16 protein-coding genes are annotated in these 18,158 nt (G+C 63.5%); 10 read left to right on the top strand and 6 right to left on the bottom strand.

The genetic code is table 11. The annotated features are described in order from the left end of the window. Positions 1-43: 43 nt before the first annotated feature. The gene (locus AC1RRJ_RS02915; RefSeq protein ID WP_493120213.1) at positions 44-1,114 is read right to left on the bottom strand and encodes a quinone-dependent dihydroorotate dehydrogenase; all 1,071 of its coding nucleotides are present in this window, start codon (positions 1,112-1,114) and stop codon (positions 44-46) included. A gap of 96 nt (positions 1,115-1,210) precedes the next feature. On the opposite strand from AC1RRJ_RS02915, the gene AC1RRJ_RS02910 reads away from it, so the two are divergent. The 9 genes from AC1RRJ_RS02910 (at position 1,211) to AC1RRJ_RS02870 (ending at position 10,245) form a co-directional block, all read left to right on the top strand. Then, positions 1,211-2,995, top strand: a complete 1,785-nt coding sequence (locus AC1RRJ_RS02910) for a DUF885 domain-containing protein (RefSeq protein ID WP_493120691.1) — start codon at positions 1,211-1,213, stop codon at positions 2,993-2,995. Positions 2,996-3,097: 102 nt separating this feature from the next. Further along, positions 3,098-3,985 carry an AraC family transcriptional regulator gene (locus tag AC1RRJ_RS02905; protein ID WP_493120212.1) on the top strand — a complete coding sequence of 296 codons (888 nt, stop codon included), beginning with the start codon at positions 3,098-3,100 and terminating at the stop codon, positions 3,983-3,985. A 287-nt stretch (positions 3,986-4,272) separates the two neighbouring features. Continuing rightward, positions 4,273-4,749 carry an SUF system Fe-S cluster assembly regulator gene (locus AC1RRJ_RS02900; RefSeq protein WP_493120211.1) on the top strand — a complete coding sequence of 159 codons (477 nt, stop codon included), beginning with the start codon at positions 4,273-4,275 and terminating at the stop codon, positions 4,747-4,749. 4 nt (positions 4,750-4,753) lie between these two features. Beyond that, a complete protein-coding gene (gene sufB, locus AC1RRJ_RS02895; RefSeq protein ID WP_493120210.1) occupies positions 4,754-6,241 on the top strand; it encodes a Fe-S cluster assembly protein SufB in 1,488 nt (495 codons plus the stop codon). A 406-nt stretch (positions 6,242-6,647) separates the two neighbouring features. After that, positions 6,648-7,391 (top strand): Fe-S cluster assembly ATPase SufC, encoded by a 744-nt coding sequence (gene sufC / locus AC1RRJ_RS02890; protein ID WP_493120690.1) that lies wholly within the window; start codon positions 6,648-6,650, stop codon positions 7,389-7,391. A gap of 109 nt (positions 7,392-7,500) precedes the next feature. Then, positions 7,501-8,232, top strand: a complete 732-nt coding sequence (locus AC1RRJ_RS02885) for a SufD family Fe-S cluster assembly protein (RefSeq protein WP_493120209.1) — start codon at positions 7,501-7,503, stop codon at positions 8,230-8,232. Next, positions 8,229-9,410, top strand: coding sequence for an aminotransferase class V-fold PLP-dependent enzyme (locus AC1RRJ_RS02880; RefSeq protein WP_493120208.1), 1,182 nt, complete (start codon positions 8,229-8,231; stop codon positions 9,408-9,410). The genes AC1RRJ_RS02885 and AC1RRJ_RS02880 overlap by 4 nt, the downstream gene beginning before the upstream one ends. Before the next feature lie 11 nt (positions 9,411-9,421). Further along, positions 9,422-9,889 (top strand): SUF system Fe-S cluster assembly protein, encoded by a 468-nt coding sequence (locus tag AC1RRJ_RS02875; protein WP_493120689.1) that lies wholly within the window; start codon positions 9,422-9,424, stop codon positions 9,887-9,889. Beyond that, on the top strand, positions 9,886-10,245 hold the full coding sequence (locus AC1RRJ_RS02870; protein WP_493120207.1) for a HesB/IscA family protein: 360 nt from the start codon (positions 9,886-9,888) through the stop codon (positions 10,243-10,245). The genes AC1RRJ_RS02875 and AC1RRJ_RS02870 overlap by 4 nt, the downstream gene beginning before the upstream one ends. Before the next feature lies 1 nt (position 10,246). Here the strand turns inward: AC1RRJ_RS02870 and AC1RRJ_RS02865 are convergent, their stop codons facing one another. Next, complete coding sequence (locus tag AC1RRJ_RS02865) at positions 10,247-10,963, bottom strand: extensin-like domain-containing protein (protein ID WP_493120206.1); 717 nt, start codon at positions 10,961-10,963, stop codon at positions 10,247-10,249. A gap of 102 nt (positions 10,964-11,065) precedes the next feature. Next, positions 11,066-12,466: a cytochrome P450 gene (locus tag AC1RRJ_RS02860; RefSeq protein WP_493120205.1), complete on the bottom strand. Its 1,401-nt coding sequence runs from the start codon at positions 12,464-12,466 to the stop codon at positions 11,066-11,068. A 170-nt stretch (positions 12,467-12,636) separates the two neighbouring features. Here AC1RRJ_RS02860 and AC1RRJ_RS02855 point away from each other — a divergent pair, with 170 nt between their 5' ends. Further along, positions 12,637-13,512, top strand: a complete 876-nt coding sequence (locus tag AC1RRJ_RS02855) for a hypothetical protein (protein ID WP_493120204.1) — start codon at positions 12,637-12,639, stop codon at positions 13,510-13,512. Between the two features lie 39 nt (positions 13,513-13,551). Here AC1RRJ_RS02855 and AC1RRJ_RS02850 read toward each other — a convergent pair whose 3' ends face one another. The 3 genes from AC1RRJ_RS02850 to AC1RRJ_RS02840 all read right to left on the bottom strand — a co-directional run bounded on the left by AC1RRJ_RS02850 (position 13,552) and on the right by AC1RRJ_RS02840 (position 18,154). Beyond that, on the bottom strand, positions 13,552-14,883 hold the full coding sequence (locus tag AC1RRJ_RS02850; protein ID WP_493120203.1) for a dicarboxylate/amino acid:cation symporter: 1,332 nt from the start codon (positions 14,881-14,883) through the stop codon (positions 13,552-13,554). A gap of 47 nt (positions 14,884-14,930) precedes the next feature. After that, on the bottom strand, positions 14,931-16,277 hold the full coding sequence (locus AC1RRJ_RS02845; protein ID WP_493120202.1) for a dicarboxylate/amino acid:cation symporter: 1,347 nt from the start codon (positions 16,275-16,277) through the stop codon (positions 14,931-14,933). A 98-nt stretch (positions 16,278-16,375) separates the two neighbouring features. Further along, the gene (locus AC1RRJ_RS02840) at positions 16,376-18,154 is read right to left on the bottom strand and encodes an SLC13 family permease (protein ID WP_493120201.1); all 1,779 of its coding nucleotides are present in this window, start codon (positions 18,152-18,154) and stop codon (positions 16,376-16,378) included. Between the last annotated feature and the right edge of the window lie 4 nt (positions 18,155-18,158).

Raw genomic sequence — 18,158 nt, 5'->3', positions numbered from 1 at the left:
GGGTAGCGCAACCCTTGTTCCCCTCCCGCCTGCCGGAGGGGGCCTAGGCCCCCTTCCCCACGGCGTCGGCTACCCGGGCGAAGCCGTCACGCACCGCAAGCCTTTCCAGCCCGTGCGCAATCCGCGCAGCGAGCCCCGGCCCGGCGAAGACCATCGCCGAATAGATTTGCACCAGGCTGGCGCCGGCCAGAATACGGTCCCACGCCTGTTCCGCCGACGCAATGCCGCCCGCCGCCACCAATGGCACCTTCCCGCCGCTGGCCGCACGAAAGTCCTTCACCCGCTGTAGCGCAAGATCGGCCAGCGGGGCGCCCGACAGCCCGCCGGCCTCGCCGGCATGGCGCGAGGCCAGCGCGGGGCGCGTGATCGTCGTGTTCGACACGATCACCGCGGCCAATCCCTTGTCGATCGCCACCGCGACAATGTCGTCGATGTCGGCGGGTTCAAGATCGGGCGCGACCTTGAGGAACACCGGCTTTGCCGCGCCTGCGGGTTGCGCCGCCGCCACGCCGTCGAGCAATGCCTCGAGCGCGCCCTTGTCCTGCAAGGCGCGCAGCCCCGGAGTGTTGGGCGAGCTGATATTGACGGTGAGATAATCGGCAAGTGGCGCCATCGCCGCCGTGCCCTTGGCATAGTCGGCGATGCGGTCGATGCTATCCTTGTTGGCGCCGATGTTGATGCCCAGCGGCACCGCGAGCCCGCAGCCGCGCAGTCGCGCGATGCGATCCGCCGCGGCGGCCTGCCCGCCATTGTTGAAACCCATTCGGTTGATTACCGCGCCATCCTCGACCAGCCGGAACAGCCGCGGGCGCGGATTGCCTTCCTGCGGCAGCGGGGTGAGCGTGCCGACCTCGACGAAGCCGAAACCGAAATGCGGCATCACATGCGCGACGCGCGCATCCTTGTCGAAACCGGGGGCAAGCCCGACCGGGTTGGGAAAGGCGATCCCGGCCAGCTCGGTCGCGAGCACCGTGCTGGTCAGCGCGCGGTGCGCGCGCGGTAGCGGCTGCAAGGCACTGAGCGTCAGATTATGTGCCGCCTCGCCATCGGTGGCGTGGACGAGCGGGCGGACGAGCGCATAAGCGGCATCGGTAGCGGAAGCAAAGAAGGACATGCCCCGCCCTTGCGCGTGCGACGGCGCGATGGCAAGCCCCCCGGACATCGGAAAAACCGGGAGAAAATCGTGTCGCATCGCCGCCTTGTCACTGTCATGTCCGCCAGCATGCTGATGCTCGTCTTCGCAGGCTGTTCGGTGGCCCCCGACGTCGCCACGCCCGCCACCGTCGCAGCGCCCGCCGAACCGCCAGCAGGCGCCAATCTCGCGCAATATTTCGACAATTATGACAAGGCGCAATTGTCGCTCTCGCCGCAGGGCAAGGCCTATCGCGGCATTCGCGACGGCGATTATGGCCGCTGGGACGATGTCAGCGACGAGGCCGAAGTTGCGAGCCACAAGCTGCAGCAGGCGACTGCTGCGGCGATGCGCGGCGGCTTCGACCCCGCGGCCCTGTCCGCCGACGACGCGCTGTCATTCGAACTGTTCGGCGCACAGGCCGACCGCGCCGAGCGCCTGTTTCCCTTCCGGAGCCATGGCTATATCTTCGACCAGATGAACGGCGCGCAGAGCCAGCTCCCCGCCTTTCTGATCAACATTCACCGCGTATCGAACCTCGCGGAGGCCGAAGCCTATATCGAGCGCATCCGCGGCCTTGGCCCGCTGCTCGATACGCTGACGGCGCAGTCAGCGGAGCGTGCCGCGGCAGGCATTCAGCCGCCCAAATGGGTCTATGCCTATGTGATTTCGGATATCGAAAATATCCGCAAGCCCGGCAATGCGGTAATCGAGGATTTCACCGCCAAGGTCGACAAACTCGACATCGCCGCCACCGAAAAGGCGCGCCTGGGCGGCACCGCAAGCGCGACATGGGCCGGAAGCGCCGGGCCCGCCTATGACCGGCTGCTCACCGAGATGAAGCGCCAGCAGGCGAGCGCGCCGACGCAGGACGGCATCTGGCGCCTGCCCGACGGCAAAGCCTATTATGAAGCGCTGCTCGCGAACTACACCACGACCGACATGACCGCCGCGCAGATCCACGACCTCGGCCTGTCCGAAGTCGCGCGCATCCATGGCGAGATGAAGGCGATCATGACCAAGGTCGGCTTCAAGGGCACGCTGCCGCAATTCTTCGAACATCTGCGCACCAGCCCGCAATATTATTACACGTCGCGCGAAGCCTATCTGGCCGACGTCGACGCCAAGACCAAGGCGATGGAGGCGCGGCTTCCCGCCTTTTTCAATACGCTGCCGAAAGCGCCGCTGGTGGTGAAGGCGGTCGAGGCGTTCCGCGAGAAGTCCGCCGGAAAAGCATTTTACTCCTCGCCCTCCCCCGACGGGTCGCGGCCGGGCACCTATTATGTAAACCTCTATGATCTCAAGGATATGCCGAAGACCGAGCTTGAAGCGCTCGCCTATCATGAGGGCGTGCCGGGGCACCATCTCCAGCGCGCGGTGCAGACCGAACTCACCGGCCTGCCGCCCTTCCGCCGCTTTGGCGGTTTCACTGCCTATACCGAAGGCTGGGGCCTCTATTCGGAGGAGCTCGCCAAGGACATGGGCTTTTATACTGATCCCTATAGCGACTTCGGGCGGCTGGGGATGGAGCTGTGGCGCGCCGCCCGGCTGGTCGTCGACACCGGCATCCACGACAAGCGCTGGAGCCGCGAGCAGGCGATCGCCTATCTGAAGGCGAATACCCCCAACCCCGATGGCGACATCGAAAAGGGGATCGAGCGCTATATCGTCTATCCGGGACAGGCGACCGCCTATTTAATCGGCAAGCTGAAGATCATGGAGTTGCGGTCCCGTGCGCAGGCGAAGCTTGGCGGACGCTACGACATTCGCGCCTTCCACGACGTCGTGCTCAAATCGGGACCGGTGCCGCTTAACATATTGGAACAGCAGGTGGACGCCTGGATCGCCGCGCAGGGGGGATAGGTCGCCTCAAAAAATGCCGCTTGACGCGCGCGGCCAAAAGGCAAAAGGATTTCCCCGGGTTAATAAAAGGCAGCGCCAAAAGCTGCCGGGGTCGGTCTCGTCATGTCGGATACAACAGTCTCGCCAGCAGGCGCGGACGGCGATGCGCCGTTCGAGTTGCAATATTTCCCGCCGGATCCCGATCTGGCGGAGCTGGTGTCGAGTTTCTATTTCGCGCGCATCAACATGCCGCTGTTCGACGAATATGAGCGCGCCGACCGTCCGCAATTCCGTTTCGTGACCGCTGCCGACGGCGAATATGTCTTCGCCGACGGCCAACGCGCGCCCGTTTGCAAGGCCAATATCGTCGGCCCGACCAGCGGCCCGGTTCGCGCGATCAGCCATTGCCCGACCCACATGTTCGGTTTCGGTATGCTTCCGGCCGGCTGGGCGGCGTTGATGGGCGGCGACGCCGAAAAGCTGACAGACCGGTCGATGGACGCGGCGGATATCTTTGGACCATGGATCGACGAGGTTGCGGCGGCGCTGGAAAATGCGGCCGATGTCGAGGCGCGGCTGGTCATCGGCAATAATTTCGCGCGCGAGGTGCTGACCCGAAATGAGCCCGCACCGCTGTGGTTCATCCGCACCGTCGACCAGTGGCTGACCGCATCGGCGTCACCGCTGGTTCCCGAACTGGTCGAGGCGACCGGCATGTCGATCCGCTCGGTCGAGCGGATGACCAAACGCTATTATGGCCTCTCGCCACGGATGCTGGCGCGCAAATATCGCGCCGTACGTGCGGCGTCGGCGCTGGCGCGCGGCGAAGCCCTCGACACGGCTCAGCTCGGCGACGCCTTTTACGACCAGTCGCACCTGATTCGCGAAATCAAGCAATTCGCCGGCGCCACTCCGGGGCAACTCGCGCGGCCATCGCCCTATACCGAGGCGACGACCCAGGGCCGCAAGCAGCTGGCCGGCAAGGTCAGCCCGATGGTCTCCGAGACTTAACCGCGAAACTAACCATCAATTATCGCGTGCCATCACTTTTTGGCGTTTCCATCCAATCGCGAATCGCATGCCGGGCATATTTGACCCCTGCGACCCAGAAGAGCTCATCCTCCTGACGAGGACCGAGACCTTCATCTTGGCACTCATTTGGCTTTGGCCGAATGGGTGCCTTTTTTTCTTGGCGGAAGCGTAGCGCCCCTTGGTTGCACCGCGCAAAAGCTTCGCCTATATAAGTGGAGTAATTTACTCCAGTTAAGAATCGTTCGCAACTGCGACGGAAAAGAACAATGCGCCTGTCCAACCTTGCCGATTATGCCGTGGTGCTGATGAGCGCCGCCGCCCGCCAGTGCGGGTCGGTGCCGATTCACGCGGCGATGCTGGCCGAACAGACGGGAATTCCCGGACCGACGGCACAGAAGCTGGTGAGCGGCCTTGCTCGCGCCGGATTGCTCGTCGCATCGCGCGGCAGTGGCGGCGGGGTACGGCTTGCGCGGCCCGCGGCGGCGATCAGCGTTGCCGATATTATCGAGGCGGTCGAAGGGCCGATCGCGCTGACCGCCTGCGTTGCCGAAGGGCGGCATGATTGCTCGCTCGAAGGCAGCTGCAAGGTGCAACCGCACTGGGATGTCGTGAATGGCGCGGTGCGCGGGGCGCTTCAACAGATTAGTTTGGCGAGCCTTACCGTGGCTCCCGCGAAAGCGGGGGGCGCTGGCCTCCATGCTCAACCGATAGCGACCCCCGCCTTCGCGGGGGCGACGAGATAATATTATGACAGACAGCACCGAACTCCCCGTGAAAGATCAGGCCGCGCACGATGCCGCAGCGAAGGTCGCCGACTATGAGCATGGCTGGTCCTCGACGATCGAGACCGACTTCGCGCCCAAGGGGCTGACCGAGGATACGGTCCGCTTCATTTCGGCAAAGAAGAACGAGCCCGAATGGATGCTCGACTGGCGGCTGAAGGCGTTTCGCCACTGGCAGACGATGGAGACCCCCGACTGGGCGAAGCTCAACGTGCCGCCGATCGACTATCAGGACGCTTATTATTATGCGGCGCCGAAGCCGAAGCCCAAGCTCGGCAGCCTCGACGAGGTCGATCCCGAAATCCTCGAAGTCTATAAAAAGCTCGGCATCCCGATCGAGGAGCAAAAAGTGCTCGCGGGCGTCGAGGGCGCCCGCAAGGTCGCGGTCGACGCGGTGTTCGACAGCGTCAGTGTCGCGACGACCTTCCGCGAGGAATTGAAGCGCGCGGGGGTGATCTTTCTGTCGATTTCGGAAGCGATCCGCGAATATCCCGAGCTGGTGAAAAAGTGGCTCGGCAAGGTCGTGCCGATGCACGACAATTATTTCGCGACGCTCAACTGCGCGGTCTTCTCCGACGGGACGTTCGTTTACGTGCCCGAAGGCGTGCGCTGCCCGATGGAACTCAGCACCTATTTCCGCATCAATGCCGAGAATACGGGGCAGTTCGAGCGGACGCTGATCATCGCCGACAAGGGGGCTTATGTCTCCTATCTCGAAGGCTGCACCGCGCCGATGCGCGACGAGAACCAGCTCCACGCCGCGGTGGTCGAACTGGTGACGCTCGACGATGCCGAGATCAAATATTCGACGGTGCAAAACTGGTATCCCGGTAATGCCGAGGGGCTGGGCGGCATCTATAATTTCGTGACCAAGCGCGCGCTGTGCCAGGGCAAGCGCAGCAAAGTGTCGTGGACGCAGGTCGAAACCGGCTCGGCGATCACGTGGAAATATCCAAGCTGCGTGCTCAACGGCGACGACAGCGTCGGCGAGTTCTATTCAGTCGCCGTCACCAACAATTACCAGCAGGCCGACACCGGCACCAAGATGATCCACAATGGCAAACGCACGCGCTCGACAATCGTGTCGAAGGGGATCAGCGCGGGCAAGTCGAACAACACCTATCGGGGCATCGTGCGCGTCGCGCCCAATGCCGAGGGCGTGCGCAACTTCACCCAGTGCGACAGCTTGCTTCTGGGCTCGCTCAGCGGCGCGCACACCGTGCCCTATATCGAGGTCCGCAACCCGACCGCGACCGTCGAGCATGAAGCGACGACGAGCAAGATCAGCGACGACCAGCTCTTCTACGCGATGCAGCGCGGACTTGGGCAGGAAGAAGCGGTGGCGCTGATCGTCAACGGCTTTGCCAAAGAAGTGCTACAGCAGCTGCCGATGGAATTTGCCGTCGAGGCGCAGAAGTTGCTGGGGATCAGCCTTGAGGGGAGCGTTGGGTGAGGCAGGTCGCTACCTTCTTAATCTTGCTCTCGCTCTCGGTTTTCTTAAGCGGATGCGCAAGCTCAGGCAATCGCGATGAGTTGCGTTGGATCAATCTAAGGAATGGATCCGGGCCACATGCCGCATGGGCACAATGTGTCGACCTACGTTCTAAGGCATATGTTGACCGACACAAGCCGGCTTCTCCCCCACCTTGGTTTAAAGGCTCTATTCCGGGCCAGCCGAAGGTAGTCTTCAACTGGGTCCTGTCTGACTGCGCGGACAAGATGGTAGGTCCAGGTTGGGATGATCTCCCACCGAAAGAATTGGGACGATTGTTGGGCGATGCCTATGGGCAGTTCAACACCACGTCGTCCGCCCAAGCACTAGAACCAGAGGACTTCGGCCCAAACGTTGAGGAAATATGATGCTTCAAATAGATAACCTCCACGCCACCGTCGCGGACAAGCCGATCCTGAAGGGTCTGTCGCTCAGCATCAATGCGGGCGAAATCCATGCGATCATGGGGCCCAATGGCGCGGGCAAGTCGACACTGTCCTACGTCCTCGGCGGACGGCCCGGTTATGAAGTGACCGACGGGTCGGCCACCTTCGACGGGCAGGATCTGCTCGACATGGAACCGCACGAACGCGCCGCGGCGGGGCTGTTCCTGGGGTTCCAATATCCGGTCGAAATCCCCGGCGTGTCGAATGTCCAGTTCCTCCGCGAGGCGCTCAATGCGCAGCGCAAGGCCCGCGGGTTGGAGCCGCTGTCGGGCGGCGATTTCCTGAAGCTGGCGCGTGAGAAGGCGGGGCTGCTCAAGATGGACATGGACATGCTCAAGCGCCCGGTGAACGTCGGCTTTTCGGGCGGCGAAAAGAAGCGCAACGAGATGGTGCAGATGGGGATCATCGACCCCAGGCTCGCGATCCTCGACGAGACGGACTCGGGCCTCGACATCGACGCGCTGCGCACCGTGGGCGACGGGATTAATTCGATCATGCGGCGCCCCGACAAGGCGGTGCTGCTGATCACGCATTATCAGCGCCTGCTCGATTATGTGCAGCCCGATTTCGTGCATGTTCTCGCGGCGGGCCGGATCGTGAAGTCGGGCGGACCCGAACTCGCACGTGAGCTGGAAGAACATGGTTATGCGGAGATCGCGGCGTGATGATTTTCACCCGCCCTGCTTTCCATCGTCATGCCGGACTCGATCCGGCATCCATCACCGCATGGACCCCGGATCAAGTCCGGGGTGACGAAGCGGGGGAGGTCGTGATTTGACCACCACCGCCCTCCCCTCGCGCCGTGACGAAGCATGGCGTTATAGCGACATCGACGCGGTCGTTGCGGCTTGGCCGCTGCCCGCGCCGGAGAGCATCATCGTGCCTGCTGGCGGCGACTTTAAACGCGCTATTGTGCAGGACGCGGGCGGTATCCGGCAAATCGAACTCGTGCTCGGCAAGGGCGCGGTGGCTTCGCTGCACGTGCTCAACGTCGGCGGCAACTATGGCCGCATCGAACTTGCGGTGACGCTGCACGAAGGCGCCGACTTCACCCTCGGCGCGGCGCAGATCGGCGGCGGCGAGCAAAATCTGGAAATCATCACCACCGTCACCCACGCCGAACCCGGCGCGACGTCGCGGCAGGTGGTGCGGTCGGTGCTGGCGGGCACCGCGACCGGAACCTATCTCGGCAAGGTCGCGGTCGCGCGCGATGCGCAGCAAACCGACAGCGCGCAGGATGTGAAGGCGATGCTGCTGAACCGCAGCGCAACCGCCAACGCCAAGCCCGAACTCGAAATCTTCGCCGACGATGTGAAATGCGCGCACGGCTGCGCAATCGGCGAACTCGACGCCATGGCGCTTTACTATCTGCAGTCGCGCGGGCTGCCGCCGGGCGAAGCGAAAAAGCTGATGCTGCAGGCGTTTGTTGCGGGTGTGTTTGACGGCGCCGAGGATGAGGCGCGGTTGCAGGAACTGGCGCTGGCAAAGCTGGGAGAGCTGGTGTGAGCACCACCACCGCCCTTCGCACCTTTCCCGACGTGCGCGCCGACTTCCCCGGTCTCACCCCCGGCTGGCACTATCTCGACACCGCCGCGACGGCGCAAAAACCGCAGACGGTGATCGATGCGACGGTCAATGCGATGGGCCGCGACTATGCGACGGTGCACCGCGGCGTGTACGCGCGCTCGGCCGACATGACGCTGGCCTATGAGGCCGCGCGGCGGCGGATTGCGGGCTTTATTGGCGCACGCGACGATCAGATCGCGTTCGTGCGCGGCGCGACCGAGGCGATTAATCTGGTCGCTTACTCGCACCCGAAGAAGGGCCGCGTGCTGCTGTCGGTGCTTGAGCATCACAGCAATATCGTGCCGTGGCAGCTTGCCGGCTGGCAGGTCGATGTGTGTCCGCTGACCGCCGATGGACGCATCGACCTCGATGCCGCCGAAAAGCTGCTGACCCCCGACCACAATATGGTCGCCTTCGCGCATGTCTCGAACGTGCTCGGCAGCCCGCTCGACGTCGCGCGCGCGGCCGAACTGGCACACCGCGTCGGCGCCGAATTGCTGATCGATGGTTGCCAGGCGGTGCCGAGGTTGCCGGTCGATGTCGCGGCATTGGGCTGCGACTATTATGTCTTTTCGGGGCACAAGCTTTATGGCCCCACCGGCATTGGCGTGCTGTGGAGCGACAAGCTCGATAGCCTGCCGCCGTGGCAGGGCGGCGGGTCGATGATCGACCGCGTGACCTTTGCGAAGACCACCTACGCCCCCGCCCCGACGCGGTTCGAGGCGGGTACGCCAGCGATTATCGAGGCGATCGGGCTTGCGGCCGCAGTCGACTATGTCGAGGCGATCGGCGTCGATACGATCCACGCGCATGAGGTCGCGCTGGTCGGCACATTGCGCGAGGCGCTGGCGCGGCGGAACAGCATCACGCTGTTCGGTCCCGAAAACAGCGCCGGAATCGTGAGTTTTGCGATGGCAGGGGTTCATCCGCACGACATCGGCACTATCTTGGATGAAAGCGGGGTCGCGATCCGCGCCGGGCACCATTGCGCACAGCCGCTGATGGAGCATCTGGGTGTCCCCGCGACCGCGCGCGCGAGTTTTGGCGTTTACAGCAATGACGACGATGTCGCGGCCCTGATCGAGGGGCTGTCGCGCGTCGAGAGGATTTTCGGATGAGCGAGGACCGCATGAGTGAGACCGGGATTCGGGTCGAGGAAGTGAAAAGCGTCGAGGCCCCGCCAAAGGCGCGCGTCGCGGATGCCGAAACGGCGCCCGAGAAGCTGGAGCGCAAGCGCGACTATCTGGAAGGCTTTCTGGCCGCCAAGCCCGCAGCGGTCGATCCGCACAGCGTCGGCGGCGACCTGTATGAAGCCGTCATCAATGCGCTGAAGGACATTTTCGACCCGGAAATTCCGGTGAATATCTATGACCTTGGGCTGATCTATAATGTCGAGATCAACGACGGCCATGCGCTCGTCACGATGACGCTGACGACGCCGCATTGCCCGGTGGCGGAGTCGATGCCCGCCGAGGTCGAGCTGCGCGTCGGCGCGGTTCCGGGGGTTGGCGATGCCGAAGTCAATCTCGTCTGGGATCCGCCGTGGAGCCCCGAGAATATGAGCGACGAAGCGCGCCTCGAATTGGGAATGTTATGATGACCGAGACGAAAACCCGCACCCGCCCCGCCGCAGTCACGCTGACCCCGAATGCGGAAGAACGCGTCGCCGCGCTGATGGCGGCCGCGCCCGAGGGTGCGATCGGCGTACGCCTGTCGACGCCGCGCCGCGGCTGCTCGGGGCTCGCCTATTCAGTCGATTATGTCACCGAAGAACAGAAGTTCGACGAGAAGATCGAAACCCCCGGTGGGGTTTTCTACATCGACGGCGCGTCGGTGCTCTATCTGATCGGCAGCGTGATGGACTGGGTCGAGGATGATTTCGCCGCCGGTTTCGTGTTCGAAAATCCGAACGCCAAGGGCGCCTGCGGTTGCGGCGAAAGCTTCACCGTCTAAATCAGTGACAGACCGTCCAGCCTGCGGTCCGCGCCGCCATGTCCAGGTGAAAATGATCGGCGTGGGCAGCGTTATAATCGGGTGACAGCGTGGTACTGAACAGGCCGCACGCCCCGTCGCGGACCGCGTGCAGAAACTCTTCGCGCGCGCCGTTATCATTCCAGTCGTTCCGCACCGAAATGCGGGTTCCGTCGGCCAGAACAAAGGCCGAAATGTCGATCGCATTGGCGGTCGAATGCTGGCTCTGCGCCTGTTCGCCCGCGATCTTGCGGCAATTATAGCTGCCGAGATTTTCCAGCAACACGACCTTTTGCCCAAAGTAGCGCTCGGCGAGCGGCTGCACTGCGTCGCGGTTCCACAGCGCCATTGCGGCGGTGACCGCGCATCCGGGTGCCGCGCCCGCCGGCGCCATAGTGGGAACGAACTTGTTGCCGGTCAGCAGCATTCGCTGGCTCGCACGGCACGTCCCCTTACCCACCACCGGACGGCGAATATAGCCCGCATCGGCGCGATCGAACGCCGCGAAGCAGGCGGCATCGTCGCTAGCCAGCGCGACGAGCTTGCGATGCGTCGCCCAGCCTTGCGGATGCGCGAGTTCGAAACGCGCGCCGGGCCAATGCTGGGGATGGTCGCGCACCCATAGCATCGCATAGACGGCGACAACGCTCAGCAGCAACGCGGCGATGAACCAGAGCAAATAGGGACGGAGACTCTTCATGTCCGCCATCGCCTGCCGCAATTTCCCGCCGGTTGAAAGCCCCCTGTGCTGTTCGATCCGGATTGAGCGTGGGCAATAGAGACGGGCCCTGTTTTATCGCCGCTACGGGTTGGTCAGCGGAACGAAGCTCACCGTCAGCCCGTCCTTGGGGCGCGGGATCGGCAGGATCAGCCATTTGGGATCATAGCCCTCCGCGACGACGATGCGGTGGGTGGTGACGACGTGGTGGAAGAAGATTTTTGCCTGCATATAGGCGAAGTGCAACCCTAGGCACATGTGCGCACCGCCGCCGAAGGGGACCCAGGCATATTTGTGGCGTGCGCGTGCGACCTCGGGCGAAAAGCGCATCGGGTCGAATGTTTCGGGCTCGGGCCAATGCTCTTCCATCATATGGGTGAAGCCGGGGCTGACCCCGACGATCGTGCCGGCGGGAATACGATAACCGCCAAATTCGAAATCCTTGAGTGCGCGGCGCGGGAAGCTCGGCACCGGCGGGACGAGCCGCAGCGCTTCCTTGAACGCCCATTCGGTGAGCTCGAGCTCGCCTAGGCTGTTGTGCCCGACACCCTCGCCCGCCGGAGAAACCGCCAGCATTTCTTCGCGCAGCTTGTCCTGCCATTCGGGATGTTTCGCGAGTTGCCAGACGAGCGTGGTGACCGAACTCGTGATGGTGTCGTGCGCCGCCATCATCAGGAAGTTCATATGGTCGACGATCGCCCCAACGCTCAGATGCTCGCCATTATCGTCGCGGGCGCGGCAGATCTGGCTGAAGATATCCTCGCCCTCGCCCTCGCGCCGCTCGGGCACCATGCGGCCGAAATATTCGACCAGATAGGCGCGCCCCTTGGCGCCGCGGCCCATCGCGGTGAAGGGCAAGGGCACGCGGACGATGCCGATCGACGCCTGCACCATGTCGACGAACGCCTTGTTCACCTTGTCCGCTTCGGGCCCGAAGGGAATACCGAGGAAGCTGGTCGCGGCGAGATCGAGCGTCAGCTTTTTGATCGCGGGATAGAATTTGAAGGTCTTGCCGCTCCACGATGCGACCCGATCCTTGATTCCGGCGTTCAGCGAATCGGCATAGTGGCGCATCGGTTCGGGCTTGAACGCGACCGAAAGCACCTTGCGGTCGGCGCGATGCTTTTCGAAATCCATCAGCATCAGCCCGCGCGGGAAGAGCAGATTAAGCACCGGGCCCCATCCCTGTTCGGACGAAAAAATCTTGTCGCGATCGAACATCACCAGCTCGTTCGCATCGGGTCCGTACATCCCGACGCTACGGCCGCCCATGCTGTGATTGCGAAAGACATGGCCATATTTGGCAACCATGCGGCGCGAGAAGGCCGGGTAATCGCCCAATTGTTCCAGCGTGTTGCCAATCACCGGATAGCCATCCTCGCCCGGAATATGATCGAGCGCCGAATCGGCATTGAGCGGCAACCAATGCTTGGTTTCGGTGCCGAAGCGCGCTTCGGAAAAGGCAATCTTTGCAGGAGCGTTCATCGCGGCCAATCCTCTTTTACCATAGGTTGGGCGCGAGCGTATCGAACTACTGACAGCGATGCAAGTAAGCCTTATTCCACACCGCAGCACCATTCACCGCAAATTCAACTCGACTCAGGCAATTTCACCCCATGATAAGCGGTCCGCTCCCGGGCCCGATTTAGGAGGGCATGATGCCCAGGAATTTCAAACGTCCCCTCTCGATCGCGCTCGGTGCGCTGGCGACGACGGCGCTCGGCGGCTGCTATTATGGCGACGTCAATGGCGCGAGCTACGCGTCGGCGAACGGTCGCTGCGCCGATTCCTATTATGATTATGATCCCTATTCCTATGACGATGGCTATGGCTACGACTGCTACGACGGATCCGACTATGGCAGCGGCTTCGTCCAGATCGGTTTTGGTGGCGGCTGGTATGACGATTATTACTACCCCGGTTACGGGACGTGGATGTTCGACCGCTATCGCAACCGCTATCCGCTGCGCGGCCCGTATCTGAACTATTGGGGTGGCCGCCGCGCGTGGTGGAAACATCATGGCCATGACGGCAACCGCCCCGGCAACGGGCGTCCCGATTATGACCGTCCGGGTCGGCCCGGACACGGCGGCGTCGGTCGCCCGCCCGTCCCCGGCCAGCCGGGCGTTCGTCCCGACCGGCCCAATCGACCCGGCGCCGGAAACCCCGGCGGCTGGCGGCCGCCCGTCACCGGTCAGCCCGGGACACGTCCCGATCGGCCACATCGCCCCGGCGGACGCCCACCGGTCACAGGAAATCCCGGCGACGGATGGCAGCCGCCCGTTGTCGGCCAGCCCGGCGCACGGCCCGATCGGCCCCACCGCCCGGGTGGCGGTCGCCCGCCAGTTACCGGAACTCCGGATGGCGGTCGTCCCCCCGTCACCAGCCAGCCTGGTGCACGCCCCGACCGCCCCACCCGTCCTGACCGTCCGTCGATCGCGCGCCCTGAACGCGGCGATGGCGCCAGCGGGATTCCGCGCGCGCCGCGCTCGAATGAAAGCAGACGCCCCGGTCAGGTTCGCAGCGACTAGAAAATGACAGCTTCGGGCTGAAACGCTTACCAGGGCGCTTCAGCCCGGTGCGGCCTCTGTCGCCGGCCCGTCCGTGACGCCGGCCGACACCACGGTCGCGGCGACCAGATCGCCGATGACATTGAGCACCGTGCGGCACATGTCGAGGAAACGGTCGACGCCGAGCACCAGCCCGATGCCTTCGGGCGGGACGCCGACCGAGCCGAGGATCAGCGCGATCACCGGCAGCGACCCTGCGGGAACGCCCGCGGTCCCGATGCCGCCAAGGATGCACACGAGCATCACGAAAATCTGCTGCGTCAGTGTGAGCTCAATGCCGAAGAATTGCGCGAGGAAGATCACCGTCACCCCCTCGAACATCGCAGTGCCATTCTGGTTCGCGGTGGCGCCGATGGTGAGCACGAAGCGCGCAACACGATCGGGCAGACGCAGTTGATCGTGCGCGACGCGGAGCGAGGTCGGCAGCGTCACGTTAGACGACGCGGTCGCAAAGGCCATCACGAACGCCTCCTGCGTCTCGCGAAAGAAAGCGATCGGCGATTTCTTTGCCAGCGCCTTGAGGATGACCGGGAAGACCACGAACATCTGCAAGCCCAGCGCGAGCAGCACGACGCCGACATAGGCCGACAGGCGGATAATCAAATCCCAGCCGAACTGCGCAGCGAGGTTGAACATGAAGCAGAAGATCGCAATCGGCGCGAGCCGGATGACGAGGCCGATCAGCTTCATCGCGACTTCGAACACGCCCTCGACCACCGATTTCAGCGCCGCGGTCTGCGGGGTCTGGACAAGCATCAGGCCGATGCCGAAGAAGAGCGCGAAGAACATGACGGCAAGCACGTCATTCTCGCTCATCGCGCTGAAAAAATTATTGGGGACGATCGCGACGAGCGCGTCCATTCCGGTCTTCGCCTCGCCTGCACGCTCGGTGATCGCCTTCGCACCCTCTGCCCCCTGTGCGATCAGGCTACGCGCGAGCGCGGGATCGACCCCGGCGCCCGGCTGGAGCAGGTTGACGACAGCCAGGCTGACCGCGACCGCAATCGACGACACGACAACCGTATAGACGAGCGTGCGCAGGCCCACGCTCTTGAGCGCCCGCATCTCGCCCATTTCGGCAACCCCGACGATCAGTGCCGAGACGAGCAACGGGATGACGAGCATGAACAGCAGACGCAGGAAAATCTGGCCGATTGGGCCGGTAACATAGGTGGTGACGCTTTCCACCCATGGCGCGTCGGCGGCGCCATAATGCACCGCCAGACCGGCGATCAGTCCACCGAGAAAGCCGATGAGCATCCGCCATTGCAGGCGCTTGGCGCGCGCATCCTCGCCGCCCACGATCGGCGTTATCATGCTCGCTTCGGCCATGGCACAGCTCCCTTGCTCGCCCCCCTGGGCGGCCGGAAAGCTGCGCCTTATGCTTTGTCGGCCGTCGGCTTTGTTTCATCCCCCGCCATATCATCACGAAGATCGAGCCCTCGGGTTCCATGATGCGGCGTATGCGCCGGGGCGTGCGGCCAATCGGCATCGGCAGGCTCGGGCGTCTCGAGCATGCCTTCCCATTTGGCGATGACCGAGGTTGCGACCGCATTGCCGACGACATTGGTCGCCGAACGGCCCATGTCGAGAAACTGGTCGATGCCGAGGATCAGCGCCACGCCTTCGACCGGAAGGCCGAATTGGGTCAGCGTCGCGGTGATGACGACAAGGCTGGCGCGCGGCACGCCCGCAATCCCCTTTGACGTCACCATCAGCGTCAGCAGGATCAGTATCTGCGTGCCGATCGACAGGTCGATGCCATAGGCCTGCGCGATGAAGAGCGTCGCAAAGCTCATATACATCATCGAGCCGTCGAGGTTGAAGCTGTAGCCCAGCGGCAGAACGAAACCTGAAATGCGGCGCGGGACGCCGAAACGGTCAAGCTGTTCGAACAGCTTGGGCAGCGCGGCTTCGGACGAGGCAGTCGAAAAGGCGAGCAGCAGCGGTTCGACGATATAGCGCGCCAGCGTCAGGATACGCTTGCCGAGGAAGAGCGCGCCGAGCGAGAAAAGGATCACCCACAGCAAGGCGAGGCCGAGATAGAATTCGAGGATCAGGCGCAGGAAATCGAGCAGGATGCCGAGCCCGTTGACCGTGATCACCCCCGCCAGCGCGCCGAACACCGCGAACGGCGCGAACAGCATCACATAGTTGGTGATCTGCAGCATCAGTTCGCCGAGCAGGTCGACGGCGTGGACCAGCGGCGCGGCGCGTTCGCCGAGTGCAGACAGGCCGACGCCCGCAAAGACCGAGAAAACGAGAATCTGGAGAATGTCGTTCGCCGCCATCGCCCCGAAGATCGATTCGGGGAAGATGTGGAGGATGAAATCGCGCAGATTGAGCGCGCTGGTCTTCAACTCGCCCACCTCGGCGGTCGGCGTCAAATCGAGACCGACGCCCGGCTGGAGGAAGTTCACCAGCAGCAACCCGAGCGTGATCGACATGAAGCTGGCCCCGATGAACCAGAAGAGCGACTTCGCCCCGATCCGGCCGAGCGCCGCACTGTCGCCCATATTGGCGATGCCCGCGACGATCGTCGCGAGCACGAGCGGCGCGATGATCATCTTGATAAGATGAAGAAATACGTCGGGCAGGATTCTGAAATAGCCCGCGATCTGCGTCGCGGCGGCCTTGTCGGCGCCGATCTGCGCATGGGCGATGGCGCCGGTGATGATACCGATCACCATGCCGACAAGAATGAATAAGGTCAGGCGTTTCGCCATGGAAAATATGCTCCCTGGTTCCGGGTTTCCCGGATGATATGCCGGTGGGGTAACAGCCCCTCCGATCCGGAGCAATCGCGCGTTGCCGAATGACCGGGTCAGGGAGTCCAGAAGCTGAGTGCAAGGACGCCCGCAGTGCCGGTCAGAATATTGAGCGGCACGCCGATGCGGACGAAATCCATGAAACGATAGTCGCCAGCGGCATAGACCAGCGTGTTGGTCTGGTAACCGACCGGAGTCGCGAAACAGGCCGACGCCCCCAGCATCAGCGCGATCAGCAACGGCTGCGGCGCAACGCCCGTCGCCTCGGCGATACCGATGACCAGCGGGCCCATCAGCGCCGCGACCGCATTGTTGCTGAGCAGCTCGGAGAGCAGCAGCGCGGAGAAATAGACGATCGCAATCACGGCCCATCGGGGGGAATCTGTCAGCACCGGTTCGAGCGCCCCCACCATCAGCTCGACCGACCCTGCCTGTTCGAGCGCCGCGCCCACCGCAAGCATCGCGAAAATCAGAATCAGCACGTCCCCGTCAATACTGCTCCACGCCTCCGACGCATCGATACAGCGCGTGAGCAGCACGATGGCGATGCCGATGAACGCGGCCACACCGATCGACATGACGCCGGTTGCCGACGCCAGCACCGCGCCGGCCATAACGAGCATCGCGATCCACGCCTTGCGGCGGCGAAAGGCGGTGACCGAAGCCATCGCCACCCCGATCAGCCCGGTGTTCGCGCGCAGATGTCCGATATTGGCGTCGTCAGCCTCGACCAGCAGCCGGTCCGCAGCGCGGATGCGGTTGTCGGATAGCGTTGGCCCGGGCAGATGGCGGAACCGCGAAACCCCCAGAATGCGGACGCGCAGGCGTTGGAGGAACGGAATCTCGGCAAGCGGCCGGTCGATCGAACGGTGATTGGGCGAAACCGTCACCTCGACCACCGTCGAATCGCCTTCAGGGCTTTCACCGATGCCGATCCCGAAACGCCCCTCGCTGCGCAGCGTCATAAGCGTCGCACCGTCGAGCCGCGCAACGATCCGGTTTCCCGTGGCGAGGCGATGATTTTTGGCGTCACTTCCGGCAAGCAGCCGACCGCCCGCGATCACGCCGACGATTTGCGCGGGCGCGATTCCGAGATTTGCGGCGTCGAGTGCCATATCGATCGCCGCATCGCCTTCACGAAGGCCGAGCTCGGTGAGATAGAGTTGTTCCGCGCCGTCGGCCTTTTCGGCGATGCGCGGATAGTCGGACGGCAAAAAGCGCGACATGATGAGGAGGCCGACGACGCCCGCCGCCGCGACCGCTAGCCCGTAAGGCGTGATATCGAACAGCCCGAAGCGTTCGATCCCCGCCTGTTCAGCGATCCCCGCGACGACGAGGTTCGTCGAAGTCCCGATCAGGGTCAGACAGCCGCCGAGCACCGCGATCACCGACAGCGGCATCAACAATTTCTTGGGCGATATACCCAGAGCCTCGGCCAGCCGGAAGCAGACGGGCATCATCACAACGACAAAGGGCGTGCTGTTGATGAAACCCGAGACGAGCAAGCCGCCCCCAAATACCTCAAGCACCGCGAGGCGCGGGTTCCGTTTGGCACGATCGACGACATAATTGCCGACCTTGTCGATTACACCCGTGCGGATCAGCGCGCCCGACAGGATGAACATCGCACCCACGGTCAACGGCGCACTGTTCGAAAAGACGCCATAGGCACCCTTTTCGTCGAGCAGGCCGAGCGCGAGCATCGTGCCCGCCCCGGCAACCGCGACGACCGAGGGCGAGAAACGCTCCCAGACAAAGGCCGCGAACATGCCCGCGAGCACGAACAGGCCGATAAACGCCTTTTGCTCCGCAATGAAAGCGGCGATGAACTCCACTAGG

Source organism: Sphingopyxis sp. GW821-FHT12C06, assembly GCF_058807415.1.
This window is presented reverse-complemented; position numbering and strand designations above follow the sequence as displayed.

Coding starts and splice junctions, on each gene's coding strand:
- AC1RRJ_RS02915 (WP_493120213.1), bottom strand. CDS start 1,114: ATGTCCTTCTTTGCTTCCGCTACCGATGCCGCTTATGCGCTCGTCCGC.
- AC1RRJ_RS02910 (WP_493120691.1), top strand. CDS start 1,211: ATGTCCGCCAGCATGCTGATGCTCGTCTTCGCAGGCTGTTCGGTGGCC.
- AC1RRJ_RS02905 (WP_493120212.1), top strand. CDS start 3,098: ATGTCGGATACAACAGTCTCGCCAGCAGGCGCGGACGGCGATGCGCCG.
- AC1RRJ_RS02900 (WP_493120211.1), top strand. CDS start 4,273: ATGCGCCTGTCCAACCTTGCCGATTATGCCGTGGTGCTGATGAGCGCC.
- sufB (WP_493120210.1), top strand. CDS start 4,754: ATGACAGACAGCACCGAACTCCCCGTGAAAGATCAGGCCGCGCACGAT.
- sufC (WP_493120690.1), top strand. CDS start 6,648: ATGCTTCAAATAGATAACCTCCACGCCACCGTCGCGGACAAGCCGATC.
- AC1RRJ_RS02875 (WP_493120689.1), top strand. CDS start 9,422: ATGAGTGAGACCGGGATTCGGGTCGAGGAAGTGAAAAGCGTCGAGGCC.
- AC1RRJ_RS02870 (WP_493120207.1), top strand. CDS start 9,886: ATGATGACCGAGACGAAAACCCGCACCCGCCCCGCCGCAGTCACGCTG.
- AC1RRJ_RS02865 (WP_493120206.1), bottom strand. CDS start 10,963: ATGAAGAGTCTCCGTCCCTATTTGCTCTGGTTCATCGCCGCGTTGCTG.
- AC1RRJ_RS02860 (WP_493120205.1), bottom strand. CDS start 12,466: ATGAACGCTCCTGCAAAGATTGCCTTTTCCGAAGCGCGCTTCGGCACC.
- AC1RRJ_RS02855 (WP_493120204.1), top strand. CDS start 12,637: ATGATGCCCAGGAATTTCAAACGTCCCCTCTCGATCGCGCTCGGTGCG.
- AC1RRJ_RS02850 (WP_493120203.1), bottom strand. CDS start 14,883: ATGGCCGAAGCGAGCATGATAACGCCGATCGTGGGCGGCGAGGATGCG.
- AC1RRJ_RS02845 (WP_493120202.1), bottom strand. CDS start 16,277: ATGGCGAAACGCCTGACCTTATTCATTCTTGTCGGCATGGTGATCGGT.